Origin of the sequence: Streptomyces sp. NBC_00104 (assembly GCF_045160825.1) — a bacterium.
Lineage (GTDB): Bacteria > Actinomycetota > Actinomycetes > Streptomycetales > Streptomycetaceae > Streptomyces.
Map to the genome: position 1 here is coordinate 3,402,596 of NZ_CP108215.1, position 21,295 is coordinate 3,423,890.

Genomic DNA, 21,295 nt, shown 5'->3' on the forward strand with positions numbered 1-21,295 from the left:
ACGGGCGACCGAGGACGGACACGGCCCGTCGGACACCGCCGGACGACGCGGCCGTGACTACGCGCCGCCGCGGCGGAGACGGGGTGAGCGGCAGGGACGAGGTGGGCGACCGGCTCCTCGACCCCTCAGCGAGGACGACGTGAACGGGCGGCCCCCTGGAATCAGCCCGCGAACGGTGAGGGGAGCGGTCGGCTCATCGGGGGCCGCGGCAGCGACGGGATGAGCAGCGGACCCGGGGGCCCACCGCCGCAGCGGAGATGAGGGAGCGGGGCCCGGCCCGACACCGTCGCCGGGGAACCCGGGAGCGGGCAGCGTGGCCGTCCGTCGCCCGGGGCGGACGACCACGTGAGCGGGCGGGTCCCGGAATCAGCCCGCGAACGCCGGCTGGGCCAAGCCCTTCCCCGCGCCCGGTACCACCAGCAGGGAGCCCGACAAGGGGTGGGGGGTCTCCGTGCCCGTGCGGGCTGTCGTGATGTAGAGGTCGGTGAGGTCGGGGCCGCCGAAGGCGCAGGCGGTGGGGCGGGGGGTGGGGAGGGTGATGACGCGGTCGAGGGTGCCGGTCGGGGTGTAGCGGCGGACGGCGCTGCCTTCCCAGAGGGCGACCCAGACGCAGCCCTCGGCGTCGACGGTGAGGCCGTCGGGGAAGCCGTCGCCGTCCTCGATGGTCACGAAGGGGCGCCGGTCGACGGGCAGGCGGCCGCCCTCGGTGTCCGCGTGGTCGAAGACGTCGACCCGGCGGGTCGGGGAGTCGATGTAGTACATCAGCCGTCCGTCCGGGCTCCAGCCGGTGCCGTTGCTGACGGCGACGTCGTCGAGGACGGTCGCGGCGAGCCCGTCGGCGGTGAAGCGGGCCAGCGTGCCGCCGCCCGGGGCCTCGTCGTAGCGCATGGTGCCGGCGAAGAGGGAGCCGTCGGGGGCGACGGCGGCGTCGTTGGCGCGGCGGCCGGGGACCGGCTCGTGGTGCAGCCACCGGAAGGAGCCGTCGGGGTCGGTCAGGCCGACGCCGTCCCGGAGGTTCAGGACGAGCCCGCCGCCGGCGCGGGGCTTGACGGCACCGACGTGCTGCTCGGTGGTGAGGACCGTGCGGCGGCCGGAGGCCGGGTCGTAGGTGTGGACGCGGGAGCCGAGGATGTCGATCCAGATCAGCCGCTGGGCCTCGGCGTCCCAGGTGGGGCCCTCGCCGAGGGCCGCGTACTCCCGTACGGCGATCTCGTAACCCGTGTACGCGCTCATGCCACGCTCCGGTGGCCGAGGCGCTCGGACAGCTCCGCGGCACCCTTGACGGCGAGCTGCTCCAGCTCGATCCGGCGCTCGTCGCTCCAGCGGATCATGGGGACGGAGATGGAGAGCGCGGCGACGACCTTGCCGGTGCGGTCGCGGACCGGCGCGGCGACGCAGGAGACGTCCGGGTTGGATTCGCGGTTCTCCACGGCGAGACCCCGCTCACGGATCCGGGCCAGGGCCTCGCGCAGCGCGGCCGGGTCGGTGATGCTGTTGGGGGTCATGCCGACCAGGTCGGCGTCGTTCGGGATGCGGGCGGACAGCTCGACGTCGGGAAGGGAGGCGAGGAGCATCTTGCCGACGGAGGTGCAGTGCGCCGGGAGGCGGCGGCCCGCGGCGGAGACCATGCGCACGGCGTGGGTGGAGTCGACCTTGGCGATGTAGATGACGTCCGTGTACTCCAGGATCGCCACGTGCACCGTCTCGTCGCAGGTCTCGGCGACGGACCGGGCCACCTGCTGGCCCTCGGCGGCGAGGTCCAGCTGCTCGGCGTAGCGGCTGCCGAGCTGGTACGGGCGGACGCCGAGGCGGTAGCGCCCCGGCTGGCCCTGCACCTGGACGATGTATCCCCGGGCGGCGAGCGTGGTGACCAGCTCGTGGACGGTGGTGCGGGGCAACTGGAGTCGGCGCACGATGTCGGGGGCGGACAGCGTGCCGTCCCCGTCCAGGAAGAGCTCCAATATGTCGAGCGCCCGGGTCACGGCTGGTACTAGGCGTCCCACGGTCGTCCCCCTCCCTCTGTCGTCTGCGGCTGATGTTCGAAATTTCAACGGTCGATCGGCATGACGAACACAGGCTAGTCATAGTGCCCATGACCGGGCAATGGCCGGGGGCGCTCAGGGTTTCCTGTGACCGGGCGGCGGGCACTGCCCTTCCACGCGGCGAGGCGGGCGGAGGCTCATGGTGACAGAGGCGGGCAAAGCGGAGAGATTCGGGCTCGGGGGCCTGGTGGGCCTGGCGCTCGGGGCGGGCCTGGTCGGCGGGGCGTGGCTGGTCACGGGGGACGGCGAGAACCCGGCCTCCTCGCCGGCGGCGGGAGCGAAGGCCGTCCCGGGCGGGGGGCTCTCGGCACCGAAGACGCTCGGCGGGTTCGTCCGTCGGGACCAGGCCGTCCTGGATCTCGACAAGGGCGCGGCCGACCGGATGGCGGAGCGGTACCGCGCCTGGGACAGCAGGAGCGGGGAGCGGCTGACCCGGGCGTACGGGGGTGCGGCGGCCGTCGTCCAGACCTTCTCCGACTCCTCCCTGTGGTCCTCCTTCCAGCTGACGGCCGTACGCGGGTCCGCCCCGCGGCCGTATGTGCCGTACACGGATCCGGAGGTGCTGGGCCTGGAGAAGCCGACCAACGAGCTGGTCACCTTCGGGAAGGTGGACTGTGTCCTCCATCACCTGCCCACCGAGGCCGGCGACGAGCCGGAGTCCGACAGCGTGTCCACGGTGTCCTGCCAGCGCGGCGACGGGCGGCTGACCGTGCTGTTCCGCGAGGTCACGGGGGACCTCACCCACGAGCCGAGCCAGGTGGCCCGGCTGGTGGACGAGGCCTGGGCCGAGCTGGCCTAGGCCGGGCCCAGGCCCTGGCGGCCCTGATCCGCGAGCAGGGCCCTCCCCCCTCCCCTTTCAGCGTCTGCCGCGCGGGTCCCCCAGTTCGCCCCGCAGGCGTTGCGCCCTGAGCACCAGTTCCAGTTCGAAGCGGCGGTCGGGGTCGTCGATCTCGCCGCCCCAGAGTTCGCGGATCTGACGGAGGCGATAGCGGACGGTTTGCGGGTGCACACCCAGTCGGGTGGCGATCTCGGGGGCGCCGCCGCGGGTCTCCAGCCAGGCGAGGAGGGTCTCGGCGAGGCGGCGGCCGTGGGTGGGGCCGCAGTGGGCCAGGGGGGCGAGGCAGCGCAGGGCGAGGTCGTCGATCAGTTCCTCGGGCTGGAGGAGGACGAGGGCCTCGGTGTGCTCGGTGCAGTGCAGGACCTCGCCGTCGGGCAGCAGCCGGCGTTCCATCAGGCGTACGGCGGCCTCCGCCCAGCGCAGCGACTTCGCCGCGTCGGCCAGCGGCACCGGTGGGCCGATCGCGCCGGACCAGCCGGTCAGGGCGCGGTGGAGGAGTTCGGGGCGGCCGGCCGCGTCCGGTTCGGGGACGACCATGCGGGGCTGCTCGTACTCCATGTCGAGCAGGACGCCCTGGCCGACGGCGGGTGCCATGGCCTCGCGGGCGGGACGTAACAGCACACCGACCGCGACCTTCTCCGGGAGGCTCCAGCCGATCCGGGCCGCGCGTTCGGTGAGCGCGTCGGCCGGGTCGCCCCGGTGGTGCTCGGCGAGGAGGAGTTCCATGAGTCGGCGTTGCAGTCGCAGCCGTTCGCCCGCCTGCCGGGCCGCCGCCTCCGCGTAGCCGCGCACCGACTGGTCCACCAGGCCGTCCAGATACTCGTATCCGGCGTCGACGAGCTCGTACATCGCGGGCGGCGGGATCTCCACCCGCTGGCCGATCTCCGCGAAACGGCGCCAGGCGAGACGTACGCCGAGGCGGTAGATCGCCTGGAGCGAGTCGAGGCTGCGGCCGTGCAGACCCTCGCCCCGGCCGAACTCCTGGAAGACGCCCGGAGGTACGCGTGGTCGGCCCTCGGCGGTCTCCAGGTGCTGGACGAAGACCTCGATCGCGCGGCGGATGCCGATGAGGGCCATCGGCTCGCCGGAGTCGTCGAGGACGACGGGCAGATGCGGGTACTCGCGGCGGATCTCGCGCAGGATCTCCTCGGCGAGGGCGGGGGCCTCGGCCATGGCGATCGCGGCGAACTCACGCACCTGGAGGCGTGGCACGGCATGCCAGGCGGAGCGGACGGTGACGGTTCCCGGGCCTCCGGTCACCCCTCAGCGCTCCTGACCGGCGTTCTCGTACGTGATGAGCGGGGTGTTCGGCTGGTCCGGGGTCGCGTCGAGCAGCGCGACGATGCCGAGCGCGGCCCCCACGGCGAGGGCGGCGGCGGCCACCATGGTCAGCACGGCGGCGAGCAGTCTGGACATCGCAGGGTCAGCCTCTCGGTCGACAGGTCGTCCCCACCCAGGGCACCCCGCACCACAACACTCGGGCCCAGTGTCAGCAATGCATTGACACTGCGTCAAGACTCCGCCTACGGTTCCCGGCCCGAGGGGGTGCCGTCTGGGCCGGCGCGGCGTCGCGTCGCCTGGCACGCGTGCTCGCCGCGTTGCCGGAAGGCCCAAGTGGCTCCGCCACGAGGGCCTTCCGGCGCCTTGCGATCGCACGCACCAGACGCCGCTCCTTTTTCCGCGCCGGCCCAGACGGCACCCCCTCGTCACGCGCACATTCCCCCCTGGCGCCGCCTTTGCCGCGCGCCTACCCGAGTCGCACCTCCCAACGCCCCCTGGAGTGCCCGGATGCGCCGTACCGCCTCACCGTTCTCCCTGGTCCTGCTCGGTCTCGGGACCTTTCTGCTGGTTCTCGCGCCACTGCTGGCCTGGTACGTCGAGCCACGGGCCGCGGTGAATCCGATCGACATCGACACGACCGCCGTCTACACCGGCACGGGCAGCGTCTTCGACGTGGAGCAGGTCAAGACCGTGCCGGACCAGGAGATCACCGTGACCCAGCGGGTACGCGGCGATGTGGCCGAAAGTGAACGCAGCGGGGCCGCGGTGTGGGACGTGATCACCTCGGTCGACACCGAGAAGTCGCTGCCGGCGGCCGACCCGCACGACGCGCTGGACTTCTCCCCGCACCGCTGGGTCAGCGACCGGAAGACCAACCGGCCGGTGCACTGCTGCGACGAGAAGCCGTACATCGAGGGCGAGGCGTACCTGAAGTTCCCCTTCGACGTGCAGGAACGCTCCTACCGGTGGTGGGACAACACGCTCGGCGCGACGGTGACGCTCCACTACGAGGGCCGCAAGAAGATCCGGGGCTATGAGGGGCTGCGCTTCACGGCGAAGGTTCCGGCCACCAGGACCGGCACCCGGATGGTCCCCGGCGCCCTCGTCGACGAGCCGGACCGGCCGCAGGTGCTCGCCGAGGAGTGGTACGCCAACCACGGTCTCGAACTGGTCGTCGACCAGAGCACGGGACGCGTGCTCTACGCGCAGACCGGGCCCCGCCGGACCCTGCGGGCGCCCGGCGGCGACGAGGACGCGGCAGTGCTGCTCGACAGCCGGAAGCTCGCGTTCACCTCGGCGACGCAGAAGTTCGCGGTGGACCAGGCGGAGAAGGACAGCGGACTGCTGCGACTGGTGGGGCGGACGGTGCCGATCGGTACCGCCGTGCTCGGTTTCGTCCTCGCCGCGACGGGTGCCGTTTTGGTCGTGCGCGGCAGGCGGCGCCCCGATACGCCCGAGTCGTCCCAGGCCCCGATCACGATGTGACAGGGCGTCAGTTGAATAAACCCCGGAAATTGTCACGCCGGTGAGTAGCAGCTTCGAACCGCTGGGCGAAAACTGTCCACCCCACCTGAGCACAGCCCACCCACACCCCACCCACAAGCGACTCCCCCACATCCCCCAGCACCTCCGAGGAACGAGAGACCCGCACAACCCACCCGGACCCCCCTCCCACCGGAACATCCCCCACAGCGAACGTCCTTCTCCCCGCTGAGTTCCGCACCCCGAGACGAGTTGGAGCACCCATGCCCCAGCACGTGCCGTTCTCGCTGGTCGAGGTGTATCCGCGCCTGGACCAGCACCGGCCGGCAGGCCCCCCACAGCCGCGCCGGATCGTCTTTCTCGCCCGCCGTGATCTCGGCAATCCGGCGGCGGGGGGCTCCGAGCTCCTCGTCGACCGGCTCGCCGACGGACTGACCAAACTCGGCCACCAGGTCACCCTGCTGTGCGGGGGCCCGGCGGCCTACCGCGACTACCGGGTCGTGTCGGCCGGCGGCGACCTGAGCCACCATCTGCGCGCCAAGTCGGCCTTCGCCCGTCAGGTCGGCGACTGCGACCTCCTCGTCGAGGTCTGCAACGGCATGCCCTACCTCGCGCCGCTCTGGCATCACGGTCCGACGATGTGCCTGGTCAACCATGTGCACACGGATCTGTGGCAGCTGCGGTTCGGCGGCCCCCTGGCGCCGGCCGCGCGGCTCGGCCGAAGACTCGAACACTGGTCGCTGACGGCCGCGCAGCGCCGGAACCTGCTGGTCGCCGTGTCCTCGTCCACGGCCACCGCGCTCCGCTCGATCGGTGTCGAGCGGGAGCGGATACGGGTCGTGCACAACGGGGTCGAGGAGCCCGGGCCGCGCACCGAGCGGTCGCCCGAGCCGCTGTTCGTGGCCGTGGGCCGACTGGTCGAGTACAAGCGGATCGATCTGCTGCTGCGGCTGTGGGAGCGGGTTCGCCCGGTCACGGGCGGGCGGCTGGTGATCGTCGGTGACGGGCCCGAGCGGTCGCGGCTGGAAGCGATGGCCGGCCCCGGTGTGGAGTTCGCCGGGCATGTCTCCGAGCAGGAGAAGCACCGGCTGCTGTGTGCGGCCTGGCTGCTGCTTCATCCCTCCGCGGTGGAGGGGTGGGGGCTGGTCGTCACGGAGGCCGCCGTCCGGGAGACCCCGTCGGTCGCCTTCGATGTGCCCGGTCTGCGGGATTCCGTCGTGGACGGGGAGACCGGGGTGCTGGCTCGGGGGGAGTCCTCCTTCGCCGCGGCGTGGTGTGCGCTGGCGGTGTCGACCGATCGGCGGGTGCTGATGGGGAAGGCCGCGCGGGAGCGGGCCGCGCGGTATCGCTGGGAGCGGACGGTGCGGCAGTTTCGGGCGGTGGCTGCGGAGGCTGTGCGGGGTTGGACGCCTTGAGCGCCAAACGGGGTGCCTCGTCCGGCCGTTGGCGACTGCGGGATCGTGGTGGCTGGTCGCTCCCCCATCGCGGCGGAGCCGCTCATGTCACGGCCCCGCGCCCCTTGGGGGGACCGGCGGCCATGAAGGATCCCTCTTTTCGGCGGTCCCTCACCCTCTTCCGGGCCTTCATGCGGGAGCAGGACGATCCCGAGTACTGCTACGCGCTGCTGGCCCGCGATGCCGTCGATCAGGTCGAGGCGTACGGCGGCGGGCCCGTCGACGGGCTGACCGTCGTCGACGTCGGCGGCGGGAGCGGGTACTTCACCGAGGAGTTCCGGCGGCGGGGTGCGCAGGCGTATCTCTTCGAGCCGGATCTGCGGGAGTTGGGGGCGAAGCCGCCGGACGGGGCCGTCGTCGCCGACGGGTACCTCCTCCCCCTGGCCGACGGGGTCGCCGACGTCACCTTCACCTCCAACGTGTTGGAGCACGTCGCCGATCCGCCGACGTTCATCAGTGAGCTCGTACGGGTGACGCGGCCCGGCGGGCTGATCTATGTGTCGTTCACGAACTGGCTGTCCCCGTGGGGCGGGCACGAGTGGGCGCCCTGGCACTACCTGGGGGCGGAGCGGGCGCGGGCCCGCTATCGGCGCCGTACCGGGAAGGACGCCAAGCACACGCTCGGCGAGAACCTCTTCGCCGTGCACATCGGACGCACTCTGCGGCAGGTGCGCGGCCGGGACGACGTGACGGTCGTGTCGGCGCGCTCCCGCTACTGGCCGTTTCTCGCGGAGACCGTCGTGAAGGCGCCGGGGCTCCGTGAGTTCGCCACCTGGAACCTCCTCCTCATTCTCCGGCGGTGTCCACCATGACGAGCACGGTCCAGGCTCCACCTCCCGCGCCGGTACGGCCGGCGGGCACGACCGAGGGACCTCCCGAGGGCCCTCGGTCGCGGCGCTGGCTGCTGGGGTTCTGGGCCGTGGTGTTCGTTCTGCTGGTCGCCGCGCAACCGGGGCGGCAGACCTTCGACACCAAGCTCGGGGTCACCACCGATCCCTGGCAGTTCGTCTCCGATCTCGGTCAGCTGTGGCACGACCGGGGCGGGTTCGGCGGCATCCAGGACCAGTACGTCGGCTATCTGTGGCCGATGCTGCCGTACTACGGGCTGACCGATCTGGTCGGGCTGCCGGTGTGGCTCGCGGAGCGGCTGTGGCTGTCGCTGATCGTGTCGGTGGCCTTCTGGGGTGCGCTGCGACTGGCTGAGCGGTTGGGGGTCGGGAGCTCCGCGTCGCGGCTGTTGGCCGCCTCCGCCTATGCGTTGTGGCCCGTGTTCACCACCGTCGTCGGGTCGACCTCGGCCGCCGCGCTGCCGGGGGCCTTCCTGCCGTGGGTGCTGCTGCCGCTCACGAACGAGCGGTACAGCGCGCGGGTGGCGGCCCTGCGGTCGGCGCTCGTCATTCCGTTCATGGGCGGGGTCAACGCGGCCGCGACTCTGGCCTCGTTGCTGCCCGTCGGGCTGTATCTGCTCACCCGGACGCCGGGGCCCCGGCAGCGCCGGCTGATCGCCTGGTGGGTGCCCGGGGTGATCCTGGCGACCGCGTGGTGGGTGATCCCGCTGCTGCTGCTCGGCTTCCACGGGGAGAACTTCCTTCCCTACGTGGAGAGTTCGCAGACCACGACGGCCACGATGTCCGCCACCGAGGCACTGCGGGGCGCCGGGAACTGGGTGGCATATCTGAACTTCGGTGAGGCCTGGCTGCCGGCCGGCTGGTCCGTCGCCGCCTCCGTGCTCGTGATCCTGTCGTCGGCGTGTGCGGCGGGGCTGGGGCTGGCCGGGCTCGCGCGGCGGGACATGCCCGAGCGGCGGTGGCTGGTGCTGACCGTGCTGGTCGTCGCGCTGATCACGCTCGCCGGGTACGGCGGGGTGTTCGGGGCACCCTTCCACGGGGTGGTCCAGGACTGGCTGAACGGAGGGCTCGCGCCCTTCCGCAACATCTACAAGTTCCAGACCGGACTGGCTCTCGCGCTCGTCCTGGGGCTGGCGCATCTGGTGGGGGTGGCCGCGCAGGCGCACGGGGCCCGCCGGGTGCGGGGCCGGCGGTTCGCGCCGCTGATCGCCGCCGTGCTCGTCGTTCCCGGGCTGCTGTGGCCGTACCTCAACGGGTCGGTCCTGCAACCGGGTTCGTACCAGGAGCTGCCCAAGTACTGGCAGGCGACGGCGGACTGGCTGGAGAAGTACTCCCCCGATTCACGGGCACTGGTCGTGCCGGCCACCGCGCACGGCATCCACACCTGGGGCACCACCGTCGACCAGCCCCTCGACGTGCTCGCCGAGTCCCGCTGGGCGCAACGCGACTACGTGCCCTTCGGCACCGCCGGCAACCGGCGCGCGATGGACGCCGTCGAGCAGGCGCTGCTGACGGGCGGTCAGGTACCGGGGCTGTCGGACTACCTGAGCCGGGCCGGGCTGTACTACGTCGTCGTACGCAACGACCTGGACCCCGACCAGATCGGCTCGGTGCCGACGACGACCGTGAAGCGGACCCTGGAGCAGTCCGGGTACGAACGGGTGACGGGACTCGGGCCGGTGATGACCGGCGGGCGGATCGCCGAGGGCACCCCGCTCCAGGTCGAGGGGCTGTACGCGCGGCAGCGGGCGGTGGAGATCTACCGTCCGGCCGAGGACGTGCCGCGCCCCGGGCAGGCCGGGCTGAAGGCCATCGCGGACACGGCCGTCGTCTCCGGCGGTCCCGAGTCGCTGCTGCCGCTGGCCGCCGACCCGGAGCTGCGCGACCGTGCCACCGTGCTGACCGGCGACAACCACCCCGGCCTCGGCACCCCGGCCGTGCAGGTGGTCGGCGACGGGCTGCGCCGCGCGGACACCCGGTTCGGCCTGGTCAACGCCAACACGTCGTACACGTATACGGCGAACGAGCGGAACCCGAGCGGGAGCGTGCAGAACCCCGGTGAGCAGCCGAAGCAGATCCTGCCGGTGTCGGGCCTCGACCATCAGACGGTGGCCGAGCTGCGCGGCGCCACGTCGGTGACCGCGTCGACCAGCGGCAACTGGCTGTTCCATCTGCCGCAGTACGACCCGGTGAACGCCTTCGACGGCGACCGGGACACCGCCTGGGCGGAGGGCGCGGCCGGGTCGGCGGACGGGGAGTGGCTGCGGATCGACTTCGACGGCAGTCAGGACCTACCGGAGACGTTCGAGGTCACGCCGTTGCCGCAGGACGGGGTGCGGTCCGCGCCGACGCGGGTCAAGGTGGAGACCGAGCGCGGCTCACGCTCCACGAACCTGCAGGCCGACGGCTCCACCCAGACGGTCAACGCCCGTCCCGGTGAGACGAGTTGGCTGAAGATCACGATCCTCGACTCGGCGGAGCGGCACACCGGTCTGGTCGGCGCGGGCTTCTCCGAGATCGACATCCCCGGGGTCAAGGTCACCCGGATGCTGCGGCTGCCGACCGACGCGAAGGAGTCCGACGCCTCCGCCGAGGTGGTCTCGCTCCAGCGGGCCGCCGACCCGACCGGCCTCTCCCCCACGGGCACGGAACCCGGGCTGCACCGCACCTTCGCCACCACCACGGCGGGCACGTACGAGGTGAAGGCGACGGCCGTCCCCGTGCCGGGCGAGGAGCTGGACAGGCTGCTGTACGAGGTGGCTCCCGAGCAGCAGACCAGGATCACGGCGACCGCCGAATCCACGGCCTCCCTCGGGGCCGGGCTCTCGCCGCGCAACCTCACCGACGGCGACCTGACCACGGCGTGGATCGCGGGCGACGACCCGACGATCCATCTCAGCTGGAAGGACAGGTGGCCGGTCGGCTCGCTCGTCCTGGCCCCGGCGGGCGGCCTCTCGACCCGTCCGACGCAGGTCGAGATCAGCTCCCCGGACGGCGCGGTCATCGCCGGTGTCGACGAGAACGGCTGGGTCCGCTTCGACCCGATCAACACCGACCAGCTCGACGTCACCGTCACCGAGACGGCGCCCCTGACCGTGCACAACCCCGTCGCCGACGACGACCTGCAACTCCCGGTCGGCCTCACGGAGGCGTACATCCCGGCTCTCGACCAGTACCGCACCCCCCAGCCCGCCCCGACCCGGGACTTCGAGCTCCCGTGCGGCAAGGGCCCGGTGGTCGAGGTCGACGGGACGCTGTACGACACGAGCGCGCGGGGGACGGTACGGGACCTGGTGGAGCGCCGGTCGATCGATCTGACGCTCTGCCAGAACGACCGCTCCGACGCGAAGGTGGAGCTCGGCGCGGCCGACCGGCACACCGTCGAGTCCGACGACTCGGGCGCCCTGGCCGTCTCCACCGTCACCCTCACCCGGGGCCCGGTCGCCGAACCGGCCGCCACTGGACGGGACTTGGGCATACGGGACTGGCTCGGCGACCGACGCGCGGTCACCGTCGGCGACGGCGCGGCCTCCTACCTGACGACGTACGAGAACTACAACGACGGCTGGAAGGCCACCCTGAACGGCCGCGAGCTCACCCCCGTGCGGCTCGACGGCTGGCAGCAGGGCTGGCGCATCCCGGGCGGCGCGGGCGGCACGGTCAACCTGTCGTACGAACCGTCCGTCACGTACGAGGCCGGGCTGATCGGCGCCGGTGTGGGCCTCGTGGCCCTGATCGGGCTGGCTCTCCGGCGTCGCCAGGAGCCCAACCCCGACGAGCCGCAGCCCACCCCGCCGGGCCCCGGGCTCTGGCTCGGCACGGTCGCCCTCACCCTCGTGGGCGTGGTCATCGCCGGCTTCTTCGCCCTTCTCGTCCCGCTCCTGGCCCTCCTCGCCTGGAAACGGCACACCCTGCTGGTACCGATCGCCTTCCTCGCCCTGGCCGGCGCGGGCATCGCCGCCGCGTTCGGAGCGGGTGAGCCGGTGGCCGCGGACGAGGGCGCGTTCGGGCATGTGGCCCAACTCCTGGCGCTGATCGGTCTGTTCGCGGCGCTGGTGAGTGTGGGCGTGGACGCGCGGTCCACGCCCGGGCGGCCCGGCTCGACGCGGCGGTTCGAGGTGCCGCCGGGGGCGCAGGCGCCGACGGAGCCGCTGCCGCGGCGCAGGCGGACGGACAAGCCGCTGAACGGTGGGCCGGGCGGGTCAGGAGGGTCCGCAGGAGGTGGCGGGTCCGTGGCGAGTCCGACCATCTCGGCGCGCGGGCCGGGCTCCGCGCAGGGGGAACCGGACACCCCGACCCGGCGGATTCCGTTCACCAAGCCGAAGTTCAGGGCGACACCGCCGGAGGATGACGGCCGTCCGGGGAACGGCGGGACGGGAAACGGCGGCACGGGAAACGGCGGGACGGGTAAGGGGGACCCGGTATGACGGCGCTGGACCACCCCGCACGGGACGAGGCCGCCCACGGGCCCGTCCGCATCCCCTTCCCGGTGGTCGACGAGGTGTCCCGGCACTGCCTCCAGGAGGAGGAACCGGAGACCGTCCACATCGAGGTCCACCTCCCCGGCCGCCTCGACCCCGACCGCCTCCGCACCGCCTTCACCGCCGCCCTCCGCACCCACCCCCGCATCCTCATGCGGGAGGCGCCGGGGCGGTGGTACCGCCGCCGCTACGAGTGGGAGCTGACGGAGGAGCCCGAGGTCGAGGTGGTGGCCTTCCTGCCGGCGGGCCCGCACGCGCTGCGGGACGCGCGGACGAGGGCCCTGATGGAGGCCCCTCCGCTGACGCTGTCGCCACCGATCCGCCTGGAGGTGGTGGAGGGAGCGGGACCGGCGGTGGGAAGCGAGGCGTGCGACGACGTGGGCCATGCGGTCGGGCGCCCGGGGGCGAGGTCGACCGGGGAGATGCTCCGCGGCTCCGTGGTACGAGGTGCCTCCGCGCCCGAAGCTACGACGGCTGCCCCTCCCACCGGCACCGTCCTCTTCCTCACCATCAACCACACCGCCCTCGACGGCCCCGCCTGCCTCCGCATCCTGGCCACCGCGGCGCAGCTGTACGGCGGCGAGGACAACGCCCCCACGGCCCCACCCGTCCGCACCGCCCCCACCCCGGACGAACCGACACCACCCGAGACGGAACCCCCCTCCAACTGGGCCCGCCCCGCCCGAGTGGCCCCCGGCACCCCCGAGCCCTCCCCCGGCAACGGCCTGCTCGTCACCGACCTCCCCGTCCCCCGCCGCCCGAAGTCCGCGCCGTACACCGTGAACGACCAGCTCATGGTCGCCACGGCCCTGATGCTCGCCCACTGGAACCGGGAACACGGCGCCCACCCCCGCCCCCTCCGCATCACCATGCCCGTGGACGACCGTCCGAGGGACTCGGAGATGCCGATAGGCAACGGCACCCGCCTGGTCGAAGTCCCCTTCTCTCCGGCCGAGTTGAACCCGTCCCACACCCCCCTGCCCACCCTCCTCCACCGCACGGCGGACCGCACCCGCGCCCTGAAGTCCCTCCAGCGCCCCCAACTGGGCCACGGGGCATCCCTGTTGACGGCGCCGGTGGTCCCCGTCTCCTGGCGCGCGGCCCTCACCCGGGGCCTGCGCAGAGCCGCCGCCCCCTGGACCTCGACCACCCTGCTCAGCAACATCGGCCGCATCCCGTACGCGCTGGACTTCGGCGAGGGAGCCGGCCGCGCCCACGCCGTGTGGTTCTCGGCCCCCGCCCGTATGCCCCGCGGCCTCACCGTCACGACCGCTTCCACGGCGGGCCGCCTCCACCTGGCCCTGCGCTGGTCCCGTGCCCTGCTCGGCCACGGCGACGGCGCCCACCTCCGCGACCTCTTCGAGCACTATCTGCACGCGACGGAAGAGGACACCGAGTAATGCCACGAGCACTGCCGACCACCTCACCCGCCCCGTCCCCGGCCCAGGCTCCGCGCAGGGGACTTCGGGACTTCTACGAGGACCCGTCCGTCCCCGTCGCCTCCGGCACCCCCCGCAGCCTCGCCCAGGCCCGCATGCTGGCGGCCGCCCTGGGCCCGGCGGCCACCGGCGGCCCCCGCACCATCCTCGACATCGGCTGCGGCGACGGCACGGCGGCGGCCACCGCCGCCCCCCTCCTCGCCGGCCACCGCCTCATCGGCGTCGACTGGTCCCAGGACGCCCTCCGACGCGCCCGCACCCGCGTCCCGTACGCGATCCGCGGCGAACTGGCCGACGGCGGGCTGCCGTTCAGGTCGGAGTCGGCCGACGCCGTCCTGTTCAGCGAGGTCATCGAGCACCTGGTCGACCCGGACGCGGCTCTCGACGAGATCCGCCGCGTCCTGCGCCCCGGCGGTCATCTGATGCTGTCGACACCCAATCTCGCCGCCTGGTACAACCGCGCCCTGCTGCTCGCGGGCGTCCAGCCGGTGTTCTCGGAGGTGAGCCTGCGCGGCATCCACGGCCGCCCCGGGACGGAGGTCGTCGGCCATCTCCGGCTCTACACCGCCCGCGCGCTGCGGGAGTTCGTGGCCGCGTCCGGCTTCGAGGTCGTACGGCTGCGCGGGGCGCCCTTCCACGGCGTACCGCGCCCGCTGCGTCCGCTGGACCGGCTGGCCTGCGCGGCCCCGTCGGCCGCGTCGATCCTGCTGCTGCACGCACGGAGGACGTAGCCGATGTGGTGGGGAGTGGCCGCGGCCCTGTTGGCGAACGCGCTGTACAGCACCGGATTCGTCCTGGAGAAACGGGCCCTCACCGCGATGCCGCAGGTGACGGTCCGGGAGCCGGTGAAGCTGCTGCGGCAGGTCGTCGGCAGCCCGCTGTGGATCGCGGGATCGCTGTCGCTGGCCGCCGGGTTCGCCGCACAGCTGGCCGTGTACCGCACGCTGCCGATCGCCGCCGCCCAGGGCATCTTCGTCTCGGGACTGGTCCTGCTGGTCCTGCTCTCGGCCCGGCTGCTCGGCGAGGAGACCACGGGCCGGGAGCGGTACGCCCTCGGGGCCATCCTCGCCGCGCTGCTGATGGTGGTGCTGTCGCTGGACGAGGGCACCGACACGGTCAGCCGCGGGGCGCCGTACGCGCTGGTCCTGACGATCTGCCTGCCCGCGCTGGCGGCGGGGGTGGGGCTGTACCGGTCCGCCGAGCGGCGCGCCCGGCACCGGCACCGGCTGCCGACCACGGGCGTCGAGTACGGCGTGGCCGTGGGCCTGCTGTACGGCGTCAGCTCGCTCGCGATCAAGGGCGTGTCGAGCTATCTGACCACCGGCGGTCTCGGCGACGCGGTCGTCGGCCTGCTGCGCTCCCCGTACCCGTATCTCCTGCTCTTCACCGGCGCGTTCGGTCTGGTGATGTCACAGGCCGCGCTGCAGCGCTGCCGGGCCTCGCTGATCGTGCCGGTCTGTACGACGGTGACCTGTCTGTTCACGGCGGTGCTCGGCACGCTGTCGTTCGGCGAGTCGCTGCCCGACGATCCCCTGCGGCTGACGCTGCGCCTGTCGGGCACGGTGCTGGCGGTCGCCGTACTGCTGAGCATGCCCAAGCACGACAGTCCAGCGCCGCCCGCGCCCCAACCTGCCTCACCGGCCAAGGAGTTGACCCCTCCATGAACCCCGACGACCCGTTGCTCCAGATCCTGGCGTGCCCGCTGGACAAGGGGCCGCTGCACCTGGTGGTCCACGAGGAGGAACAGCGGCCCGACACGACCGCCGCCCCCGCCGCCCCGGCGTCGGAGTCGCTCTACAACCCCCGGCTGCACCGCCGTTACCCGATCGTCGACGGCATTCCGCAGCTGCTGCCGTCGTCGGGCGAGCAGGTGACGGAGGACGAACACGAGAGGCTTTCCGCACTCCTGAGGGGGATGGGTTCATGACCACGCTCGCCGCCCGGCTCGCGCCGCTCCTCCCGGACCGGCTGATCGCCGCGACCGCCCGGCTCGTCTACCCGCGCTTCGAACCGGAGCTCGCCCGGCTCGACGAGCTGTGCCCGCCGCAGTGCGGTACGGCGGTGGACGTCGGCGGCTGGTACGGCCCCTGGACGCGCCGGCTGGCGAGGCGGGCCGGGCGGGTGGTGACCGTCGAGCCGGTGCCCCGGCTGGCGCGGCTGCTCACCTCGGCGGCCCCCGCCAACGTCCGCGTCGTCCAGGCCGCCGCGTCGGACCACCCGGGCACGGCCCGCCTCTGGCTGCCGCCCGGCGACGACGGCGAACGGGGGGTGTCGTCCCTGGTCCGCCGGGACATCCACGCCCGCGCGCTCGACGTCCGCTGCGTCACCCTCGACGGCCTCGGCCTCACGGACGTCGGATTCGTCAAGATCGACGTCGACGGCAACGAACTGGCCGTCCTGCGCGGCGCGTCCGGCCTCCTCGTCCGCGACCGCCCGGCCCTCTTCGTCGAACTGGAGTCCCGTATCCAGCCGATCACCCCGGTCGTCGAGCTCCTCGCCGGCCTCGGCTACGCCGGCTGGGTCCTCCCCGCCGGTACCTGGCTCCCGCTCGACCCGGCCGCCCTGGAGGCCCACCAGGCGCGTACGGCGTACATGGCGTCCAAGGGGCTGCTCCGCCGCGTCCTGCCGTTCGCCGGGCCCCGGTACGTCAACTCGGTGCTGTTCCTGCCGGACGGGCGCCGCCCGGGTGGGCGAGCCCCCGCCTCCGGCGCCGTACGTCACGATGGACCCCATGTCCTCCGCGAAGCGCCCCGGTCCCGATAGGCCCTCCGGTCCGTTCACCCCGCTCGACTTCCAGCTCGTGCTGCTGCGCCGTATGGCCGACCACAACCCGGAGCTCGTCGAGGACGCCCGCCGTGAGCTGGGCGTCTCGATCGCTCAGATGCGCGAGGCGAACCGGCGGTGGCAGGCGATGGTGCGGTCGCCCCGGGGACGGGGGTCGGCGTCCCGGTACCGGTCGGTCCTGGGGGCGCCGGAATCGGTCACGGCGCGGAGGATCGGCGACCTGGACTGCGAGGCGTGGCTGTGGCCGGTCCCGTTGTGGGCCGACCTCCGGTTCGAGGTGCTGCTCGCGCCGAACGGGGCCGTGTGGAACGAGTGGCTCGTGCGGGCGCCGGGGGCCGCGGGTCCTGAGCCGCGCGCTCTCGAGGACCTGACGCCGTGGTCCTGCACGGTGGACGAGGTGGCGCGGGCCTTCGAACCGGCTCGGCCGCTGGAGGGGACGGCGCCCACGCGGTGGGGGCTGCGGTTCGTCGCGCCCGACGGGCAAGGGGTGCGGCGGGAGTGCGTCGCGGAGTTCACGTGGGGGCTGTTGCAGAGAGTCGCCCCTTAGCGCCCCGCGCCCCGGAGAACCACCTGGTCGTACCCCGTCAGGTCACGCACGCTTTCGATCAGCCTTTTCCTCCATCGCTCGCAAGAGCGGCTTAAGCGGAAGATTGGCGGTCATCCGGCCGTTGGGGGCGCCGCTGGGCCTACTGTCCGTGCAGAGTTTTGATCCTCACGGGAAGGCAGTCCCATGACGACCCAGCACCCCGCGGAGCGAGCCGTGCCGGTCGAGCGGCTGCGGCTGGGGGATCACGCGTGCATGGGGCCGGAGGGCGTGGAGGGGGAGTCGCCGTGGAAGGTGTTCACGGCGTTCACCCGGACGAGCCTGGCGCGCGGGGAGAAGGTCCTGCTGGTCATGGACCCGGACGACCTGAGCGACGACGAGGTGGTCGCGCTGCTGGACCGGGGCAGCGGACAGGTCGTGGCGGCGCGGGCCGACGGTCAGCTGTCGCTGAAGCGGAACACCGAGATCTACGTGCCCGACGGCCGCTTCCAGGAGCAGCGCACGATCGACACGTACGCCTCCGAGGTCGACCGCGCCCGTGACGAGGGCTGGGCGGGGCTGCGGGTCACCGCCGACATGAGCTGGGCTCCCCGCACGCACCTCGGCCACGACCGGCTGCTCGACTACGAGGCGTCCGTGGCACCGCTGTTCGCGGACCCCCTGTTCACCGCGATCTGCTGGTACGACCGCCGACGGTTCGACGACGACCTGACGGCCGCCGTCGGCAAGGTCCACCCGCTGCGGGTCATGGAACGTCTCGACTCCCTGGAGGCCACCGGGACCCCGGACGGCGGGCGGCTGGCCGGCACCGCCGAGCTGAGCACGCGGACCGAGTTCGTCGAGGCCCTGCGCGAGGCGCTGGAACACCGTGACGACTCCGGGCCCAGCCACTTCGTCCTCGACCTCCGTGACCTGTGCTTCATGGAGGCCCACTGCGCCTGGCAGCTGATCAGCCTCGCCGCGTCGCTCCCGGCCGGCAGCGAGGTCACCGTGCGCTGCGGCGAACTGCTGGGGCTGGTGCTGGGGCAGCTGGGCGCCGGCGAGGTGCCCCAGCTGGTGGTCAGCGTGGAGGGAGACGAGGACGGGGAGGACGCCGGGTGAGCGAGGGCCTGGTGCTGCGGATGGAGTTCGACGGGCCCGAACTCCCCCTGGTGCGCGCGCTGGTCGAGGAGGCCGCGCTGCGGGCCCGGCTCGCCACCGCCGTCAAACGCGACGTCGTCCAGGCCGCGTTGGAGATCTACACGAACGCCCTGCCCCGTGGGGATGGGTCGGGAGCCATCGAACTACGGCTGATGGAGGGCGAGTTGCGCTGCGAGGTGACGGCCGTCGGGCCGACTGCGGCGGGGCGGCCCACCTCCGCGGCCGGGTGGTCCGATCCCAGGGCGGGGTCGTCCGAACCCAGGGCGGGGTCGTCCGAACCCAGGGCGGGGTCGTCCGAGGGGCACGGGATACGTCTCGCCGAGTCGCTGATCGCCGGCCTCGGCACCCCCGGCCGGACCGGCGTCCACAGCGTCACCCGGGGCACCACGGTCACGCTGTCCGTCCCTCTGCCGGCCTCGGGGTGTCCGCCCCCCGGCTACAGCCCCGCCCGCGCGCTGAACCAGGCCGCCACCTGACTACGGTTGTGGAAGCCCAGCTTCACGAGGATGCGTTCGACATGGCCCTCGGCGGTGCGACGGGCGATGACGAGGTGGTCGGCGATCTGCTTGTTGGTGCGGCCCTGGGCGACGAGGGCCGCGACCTGGAGTTCACGCCGGGTGAGCGGGACCGGATCGGAGGCGGCAACGGGGGCGGGGGCGGGGTGCGCCGCCGGACTCGGCGCGCGGGCCGGGCTCCCGGCCGGGACGGAGCCTTCCTGTGTGCCGGAGGGGGGATTCCGGCGTACGGCGGGCGCCTCAGCGGTACGGGCACCGGAGGCCGAGCCGTCCCGTCGGCCCTCCGTCCTCGGCGTGGCACCCGAGCCCTCCCTCCGCCCGCCCGTACGCGCGCCGGAAGCCGAACCCTCCACCGGCTCGCCCAGGGCGTAGGCCACCGCCTGCTCCGGAGTCATCCGGCCGCCTCGGCGGTGAGCCAGGACGTAGGCGTGGTCGCCGAGGGCGCGGCGGGCGTGGTGTTCGGCGGCGCGGGGGCGGCCGGGCCGGAGGGCGTCCATGGGGTTGCCGCCGATGTCGTGCCAGATGCGGTCGACGGCGCCGCGCAGGACGCCGGCCCGCTCGGCGTCGGCCGCCAGGGCCTCGGCGGCGGCGAGCAGGTCGAGGGTGCGGGCGAGGCTCTGGTGCTGCCGCACGGTGTACGGCAGCCGCAGACAGGCGCGGGCGTGCTCGGCGGCACGGTCGTACTCCCCGGCCGACCAGTGCGCGAGGGCGAGGGTGCGCAGCGCCCAGGAGCGGGCCCACTGTTCGCCGTGGGCCTCGCAGAGCGCGACGGCCTCGGCGCACAGCGGGATCGCCTCCGCCGCGCGCCCCCGGCTGACGAGCGTGCAGGCGAGTTCGACGCGGGTGAGGACGACGAAGGCGGTGCAGGCCCGGGCCCGGCCGGAGCCGAGAGCGCCGGCCGGCACGGGCGGGGGCGCGGGCACCGGGAGCTCCTCGTCGGCGGCGGCAGCGGTCCGTGCCGGGTCGAGGCCGGCCAGGACGGCGGCGGAGCGGCTGTGGACCAGCGAGGTCAGGGCGCCCGCCCACATCGCGCGGGTCAGCGTCTCGTCCGGCCGGGCCCCGGCCCGCAGGGCGCCGTCCATCCAGTGCCGGCCCTCGCCCCAGATACCGCCCGCGACCCAGTGGAACCAGAGGCCGGCGGCGAGCCGCAGCCCGTGCTGGGCCTCGCCGGGGGTGGTGAGGCAGAAGTCCAGGGCGGCCCGGAAGTTGTCCTGGTCGATCCGCAGCCGTTCGGTGATCTCCGCCTGGTCGGGGCCGAACCAGGCCTGCTCGTACTCGGCGCCGAGCCGCGCGAAGTGGTCGCGGTGCCGCCGCCGGGTGTCGGTCGCCTCACCCAGGTCGTGCAGCTTCTCCAGCCCGTAGTCGCGCAGGGAGACCAGCAGCCGGTAGCGCACCTGGCCGGCGTGTTCCTCCCGGACGAGCACCGACTTGTCCACGAGCCCGGCGACGGCGTCCAGGACGGTGCACGGGTCGGCTTCTCCCTCGGCGCGGGCGGCTTCGGCGGCGCAGACCGCCTCGGCCGCGGCCAGGTCGAAGCCGCCGACGAAGACCGACAGCCAGGCCCACACCAACTGCTCCTGCGGGGTGCACAGTTCGTAGCTCCAGTCGACGGCGGAGCGCAGGGTGCGGTGGCGGGGGGCGGAGGTCGGGCTGCCGCAGGTGAGGAGCTGATAGCGGTCGTCGAGGCGTTCGACGAGCTGGTCCACACCGAGGGCGCGCACCCGGACCGCCGCCAGCTCGATGGCGAGCGGCAGTCCGTCGAGGCGGCGGCAGAGGCGGGCCACGGCCTGCTGGTTCGCCTCGCCGACGGTGAAGCCGGGGACCACGGCCGCCGCCCGGTCGGCGAACAGCCGCAGCGCGGGGAAGGACTCGACCGCCGACGGGGTCAGCTCCTCCGGCGCGGGCGCGGGCAGCGGCGGCACCTCGAAGAGCTGTTCCCCGGCCAGACCGAGCCGGTGCCTGCTGGTGGCGAGGATCCGTACGCCCTCGGTGGCCGCCAGTACGGTCCCGGCGAGGACGGCGCAACTACGCAGCAGATGCTCGCAGTTGTCGAGCACGATCAGTAAGCTCCGCTCGCGCAGGTGGTCGACGAGGATCTCCAGCGGGGGCCGTACGGTCTCGTTGCGCACGCCCAGCGCGTCGTTGACGGCGTGCGGGACGAACGCCTCGTCGCGCAGCGCGGCCAGCGGTACGAGCCACACGCCGTCCGGGAACGCCCGTGCGACCTGTCCCGCCACATGTCCGGCGAGCCGGGTCTTGCCCACCCCGCCGGGTCCCGTCAGCGTCAGCAGTCTGCCCGCCGACAACAACCGTCTGACATCGGCCGCCTCGTCCCGTCGCCCCACGAAGCTCGTCAGCTCCGCCGGGAAACCGGAAGTGCGCCGCGGCTCCGATCCGCCCACGATGCTGGTCACGCCCTCAGTTGTGGTTCCCGTACGCGCTGTTGT

18 protein-coding genes are annotated in these 21,295 nt (G+C 73.4%); 13 read left to right on the forward strand and 5 right to left on the reverse strand.

The genetic code is table 11. From position 1 onward, the window contains the following. Positions 1-366: 366 nt before the first annotated feature. Both OG272_RS14765 and OG272_RS14770 read right to left on the reverse strand, forming a co-directional pair. On the reverse strand, positions 367-1,233 hold the full coding sequence (locus OG272_RS14765; RefSeq protein WP_405893583.1) for an SMP-30/gluconolactonase/LRE family protein: 867 nt from the start codon (positions 1,231-1,233) through the stop codon (positions 367-369). Beyond that, complete coding sequence (locus OG272_RS14770) at positions 1,230-2,003, reverse strand: IclR family transcriptional regulator (RefSeq protein ID WP_326583046.1); 774 nt, start codon at positions 2,001-2,003, stop codon at positions 1,230-1,232. Before OG272_RS14770 ends, OG272_RS14765 begins: the two co-directional genes overlap by 4 nt. A gap of 178 nt (positions 2,004-2,181) precedes the next feature. On the opposite strand from OG272_RS14770, the gene OG272_RS14775 reads away from it, so the two are divergent. Continuing rightward, entirely contained in the window at positions 2,182-2,841 is a 660-nt protein-coding gene (locus OG272_RS14775) for a hypothetical protein (protein ID WP_405893584.1), read from the forward strand. 57 nt (positions 2,842-2,898) lie between these two features. On the opposite strand, the gene OG272_RS14780 is transcribed toward OG272_RS14775, so the two are convergent. Both OG272_RS14780 and OG272_RS14785 read right to left on the reverse strand, forming a co-directional pair. After that, positions 2,899-4,140 carry a helix-turn-helix domain-containing protein gene (locus tag OG272_RS14780; protein ID WP_405893585.1) on the reverse strand — a complete coding sequence of 414 codons (1,242 nt, stop codon included), beginning with the start codon at positions 4,138-4,140 and terminating at the stop codon, positions 2,899-2,901. A 3-nt stretch (positions 4,141-4,143) separates the two neighbouring features. Beyond that, positions 4,144-4,296, reverse strand: coding sequence for a hypothetical protein (locus OG272_RS14785; RefSeq protein ID WP_326583043.1), 153 nt, complete (start codon positions 4,294-4,296; stop codon positions 4,144-4,146). A 372-nt stretch (positions 4,297-4,668) separates the two neighbouring features. Between OG272_RS14785 and OG272_RS14790 the strand changes: the two genes are divergently transcribed. The 12 genes from OG272_RS14790 to OG272_RS14845 all read left to right on the forward strand — a co-directional run bounded on the left by OG272_RS14790 (position 4,669) and on the right by OG272_RS14845 (position 18,809). Continuing rightward, entirely contained in the window at positions 4,669-5,646 is a 978-nt protein-coding gene (locus OG272_RS14790) for a DUF3068 domain-containing protein (RefSeq protein WP_326583042.1), read from the forward strand. A gap of 260 nt (positions 5,647-5,906) precedes the next feature. Further along, positions 5,907-7,058, forward strand: coding sequence for a glycosyltransferase family 4 protein (locus tag OG272_RS14795; RefSeq protein ID WP_326583041.1), 1,152 nt, complete (start codon positions 5,907-5,909; stop codon positions 7,056-7,058). 122 nt (positions 7,059-7,180) lie between these two features. After that, positions 7,181-7,909 (forward strand): class I SAM-dependent methyltransferase, encoded by a 729-nt coding sequence (locus OG272_RS14800; protein WP_327729893.1) that lies wholly within the window; start codon positions 7,181-7,183, stop codon positions 7,907-7,909. Beyond that, entirely contained in the window at positions 7,906-12,372 is a 4,467-nt protein-coding gene (locus OG272_RS14805) for an alpha-(1->3)-arabinofuranosyltransferase family protein (protein ID WP_405893588.1), read from the forward strand. Before OG272_RS14800 ends, OG272_RS14805 begins: the two co-directional genes overlap by 4 nt. After that, the gene (locus OG272_RS14810; RefSeq protein ID WP_405893589.1) at positions 12,369-13,826 is read left to right on the forward strand and encodes a condensation protein; all 1,458 of its coding nucleotides are present in this window, start codon (positions 12,369-12,371) and stop codon (positions 13,824-13,826) included. Before OG272_RS14805 ends, OG272_RS14810 begins: the two co-directional genes overlap by 4 nt. Beyond that, positions 13,826-14,596, forward strand: coding sequence for a class I SAM-dependent methyltransferase (locus tag OG272_RS14815; RefSeq protein WP_328222954.1), 771 nt, complete (start codon positions 13,826-13,828; stop codon positions 14,594-14,596). Before OG272_RS14810 ends, OG272_RS14815 begins: the two co-directional genes overlap by 1 nt. Positions 14,597-14,611: 15 nt before the next feature. Next, a complete protein-coding gene (locus tag OG272_RS14820; protein ID WP_326585845.1) occupies positions 14,612-15,529 on the forward strand; it encodes a hypothetical protein in 918 nt (305 codons plus the stop codon). Beyond that, positions 15,526-15,792 (forward strand): Trm112 family protein, encoded by a 267-nt coding sequence (locus OG272_RS14825; RefSeq protein ID WP_405893591.1) that lies wholly within the window; start codon positions 15,526-15,528, stop codon positions 15,790-15,792. Before OG272_RS14820 ends, OG272_RS14825 begins: the two co-directional genes overlap by 4 nt. Continuing rightward, positions 15,789-16,628, forward strand: a complete 840-nt coding sequence (locus OG272_RS14830) for an FkbM family methyltransferase (protein WP_327729888.1) — start codon at positions 15,789-15,791, stop codon at positions 16,626-16,628. Before OG272_RS14825 ends, OG272_RS14830 begins: the two co-directional genes overlap by 4 nt. After that, the gene (locus OG272_RS14835; protein WP_405893592.1) at positions 16,588-17,196 is read left to right on the forward strand and encodes a hypothetical protein; all 609 of its coding nucleotides are present in this window, start codon (positions 16,588-16,590) and stop codon (positions 17,194-17,196) included. Before OG272_RS14830 ends, OG272_RS14835 begins: the two co-directional genes overlap by 41 nt. Positions 17,197-17,379: 183 nt before the next feature. Next, on the forward strand, positions 17,380-18,294 hold the full coding sequence (locus tag OG272_RS14840) for an MEDS domain-containing protein (RefSeq protein WP_327729887.1): 915 nt from the start codon (positions 17,380-17,382) through the stop codon (positions 18,292-18,294). After that, entirely contained in the window at positions 18,291-18,809 is a 519-nt protein-coding gene (locus tag OG272_RS14845) for an ATP-binding protein (protein ID WP_405893594.1), read from the forward strand. Before OG272_RS14840 ends, OG272_RS14845 begins: the two co-directional genes overlap by 4 nt. On the opposite strand, the gene OG272_RS14850 is transcribed toward OG272_RS14845, so the two are convergent. Further along, the gene (locus OG272_RS14850; protein WP_405893595.1) at positions 18,770-21,262 is read right to left on the reverse strand and encodes a LuxR C-terminal-related transcriptional regulator; all 2,493 of its coding nucleotides are present in this window, start codon (positions 21,260-21,262) and stop codon (positions 18,770-18,772) included. The two genes, OG272_RS14845 and OG272_RS14850, sit on opposite strands and share 40 nt — an antisense overlap. Positions 21,263-21,295 lie beyond the last annotated feature (33 nt).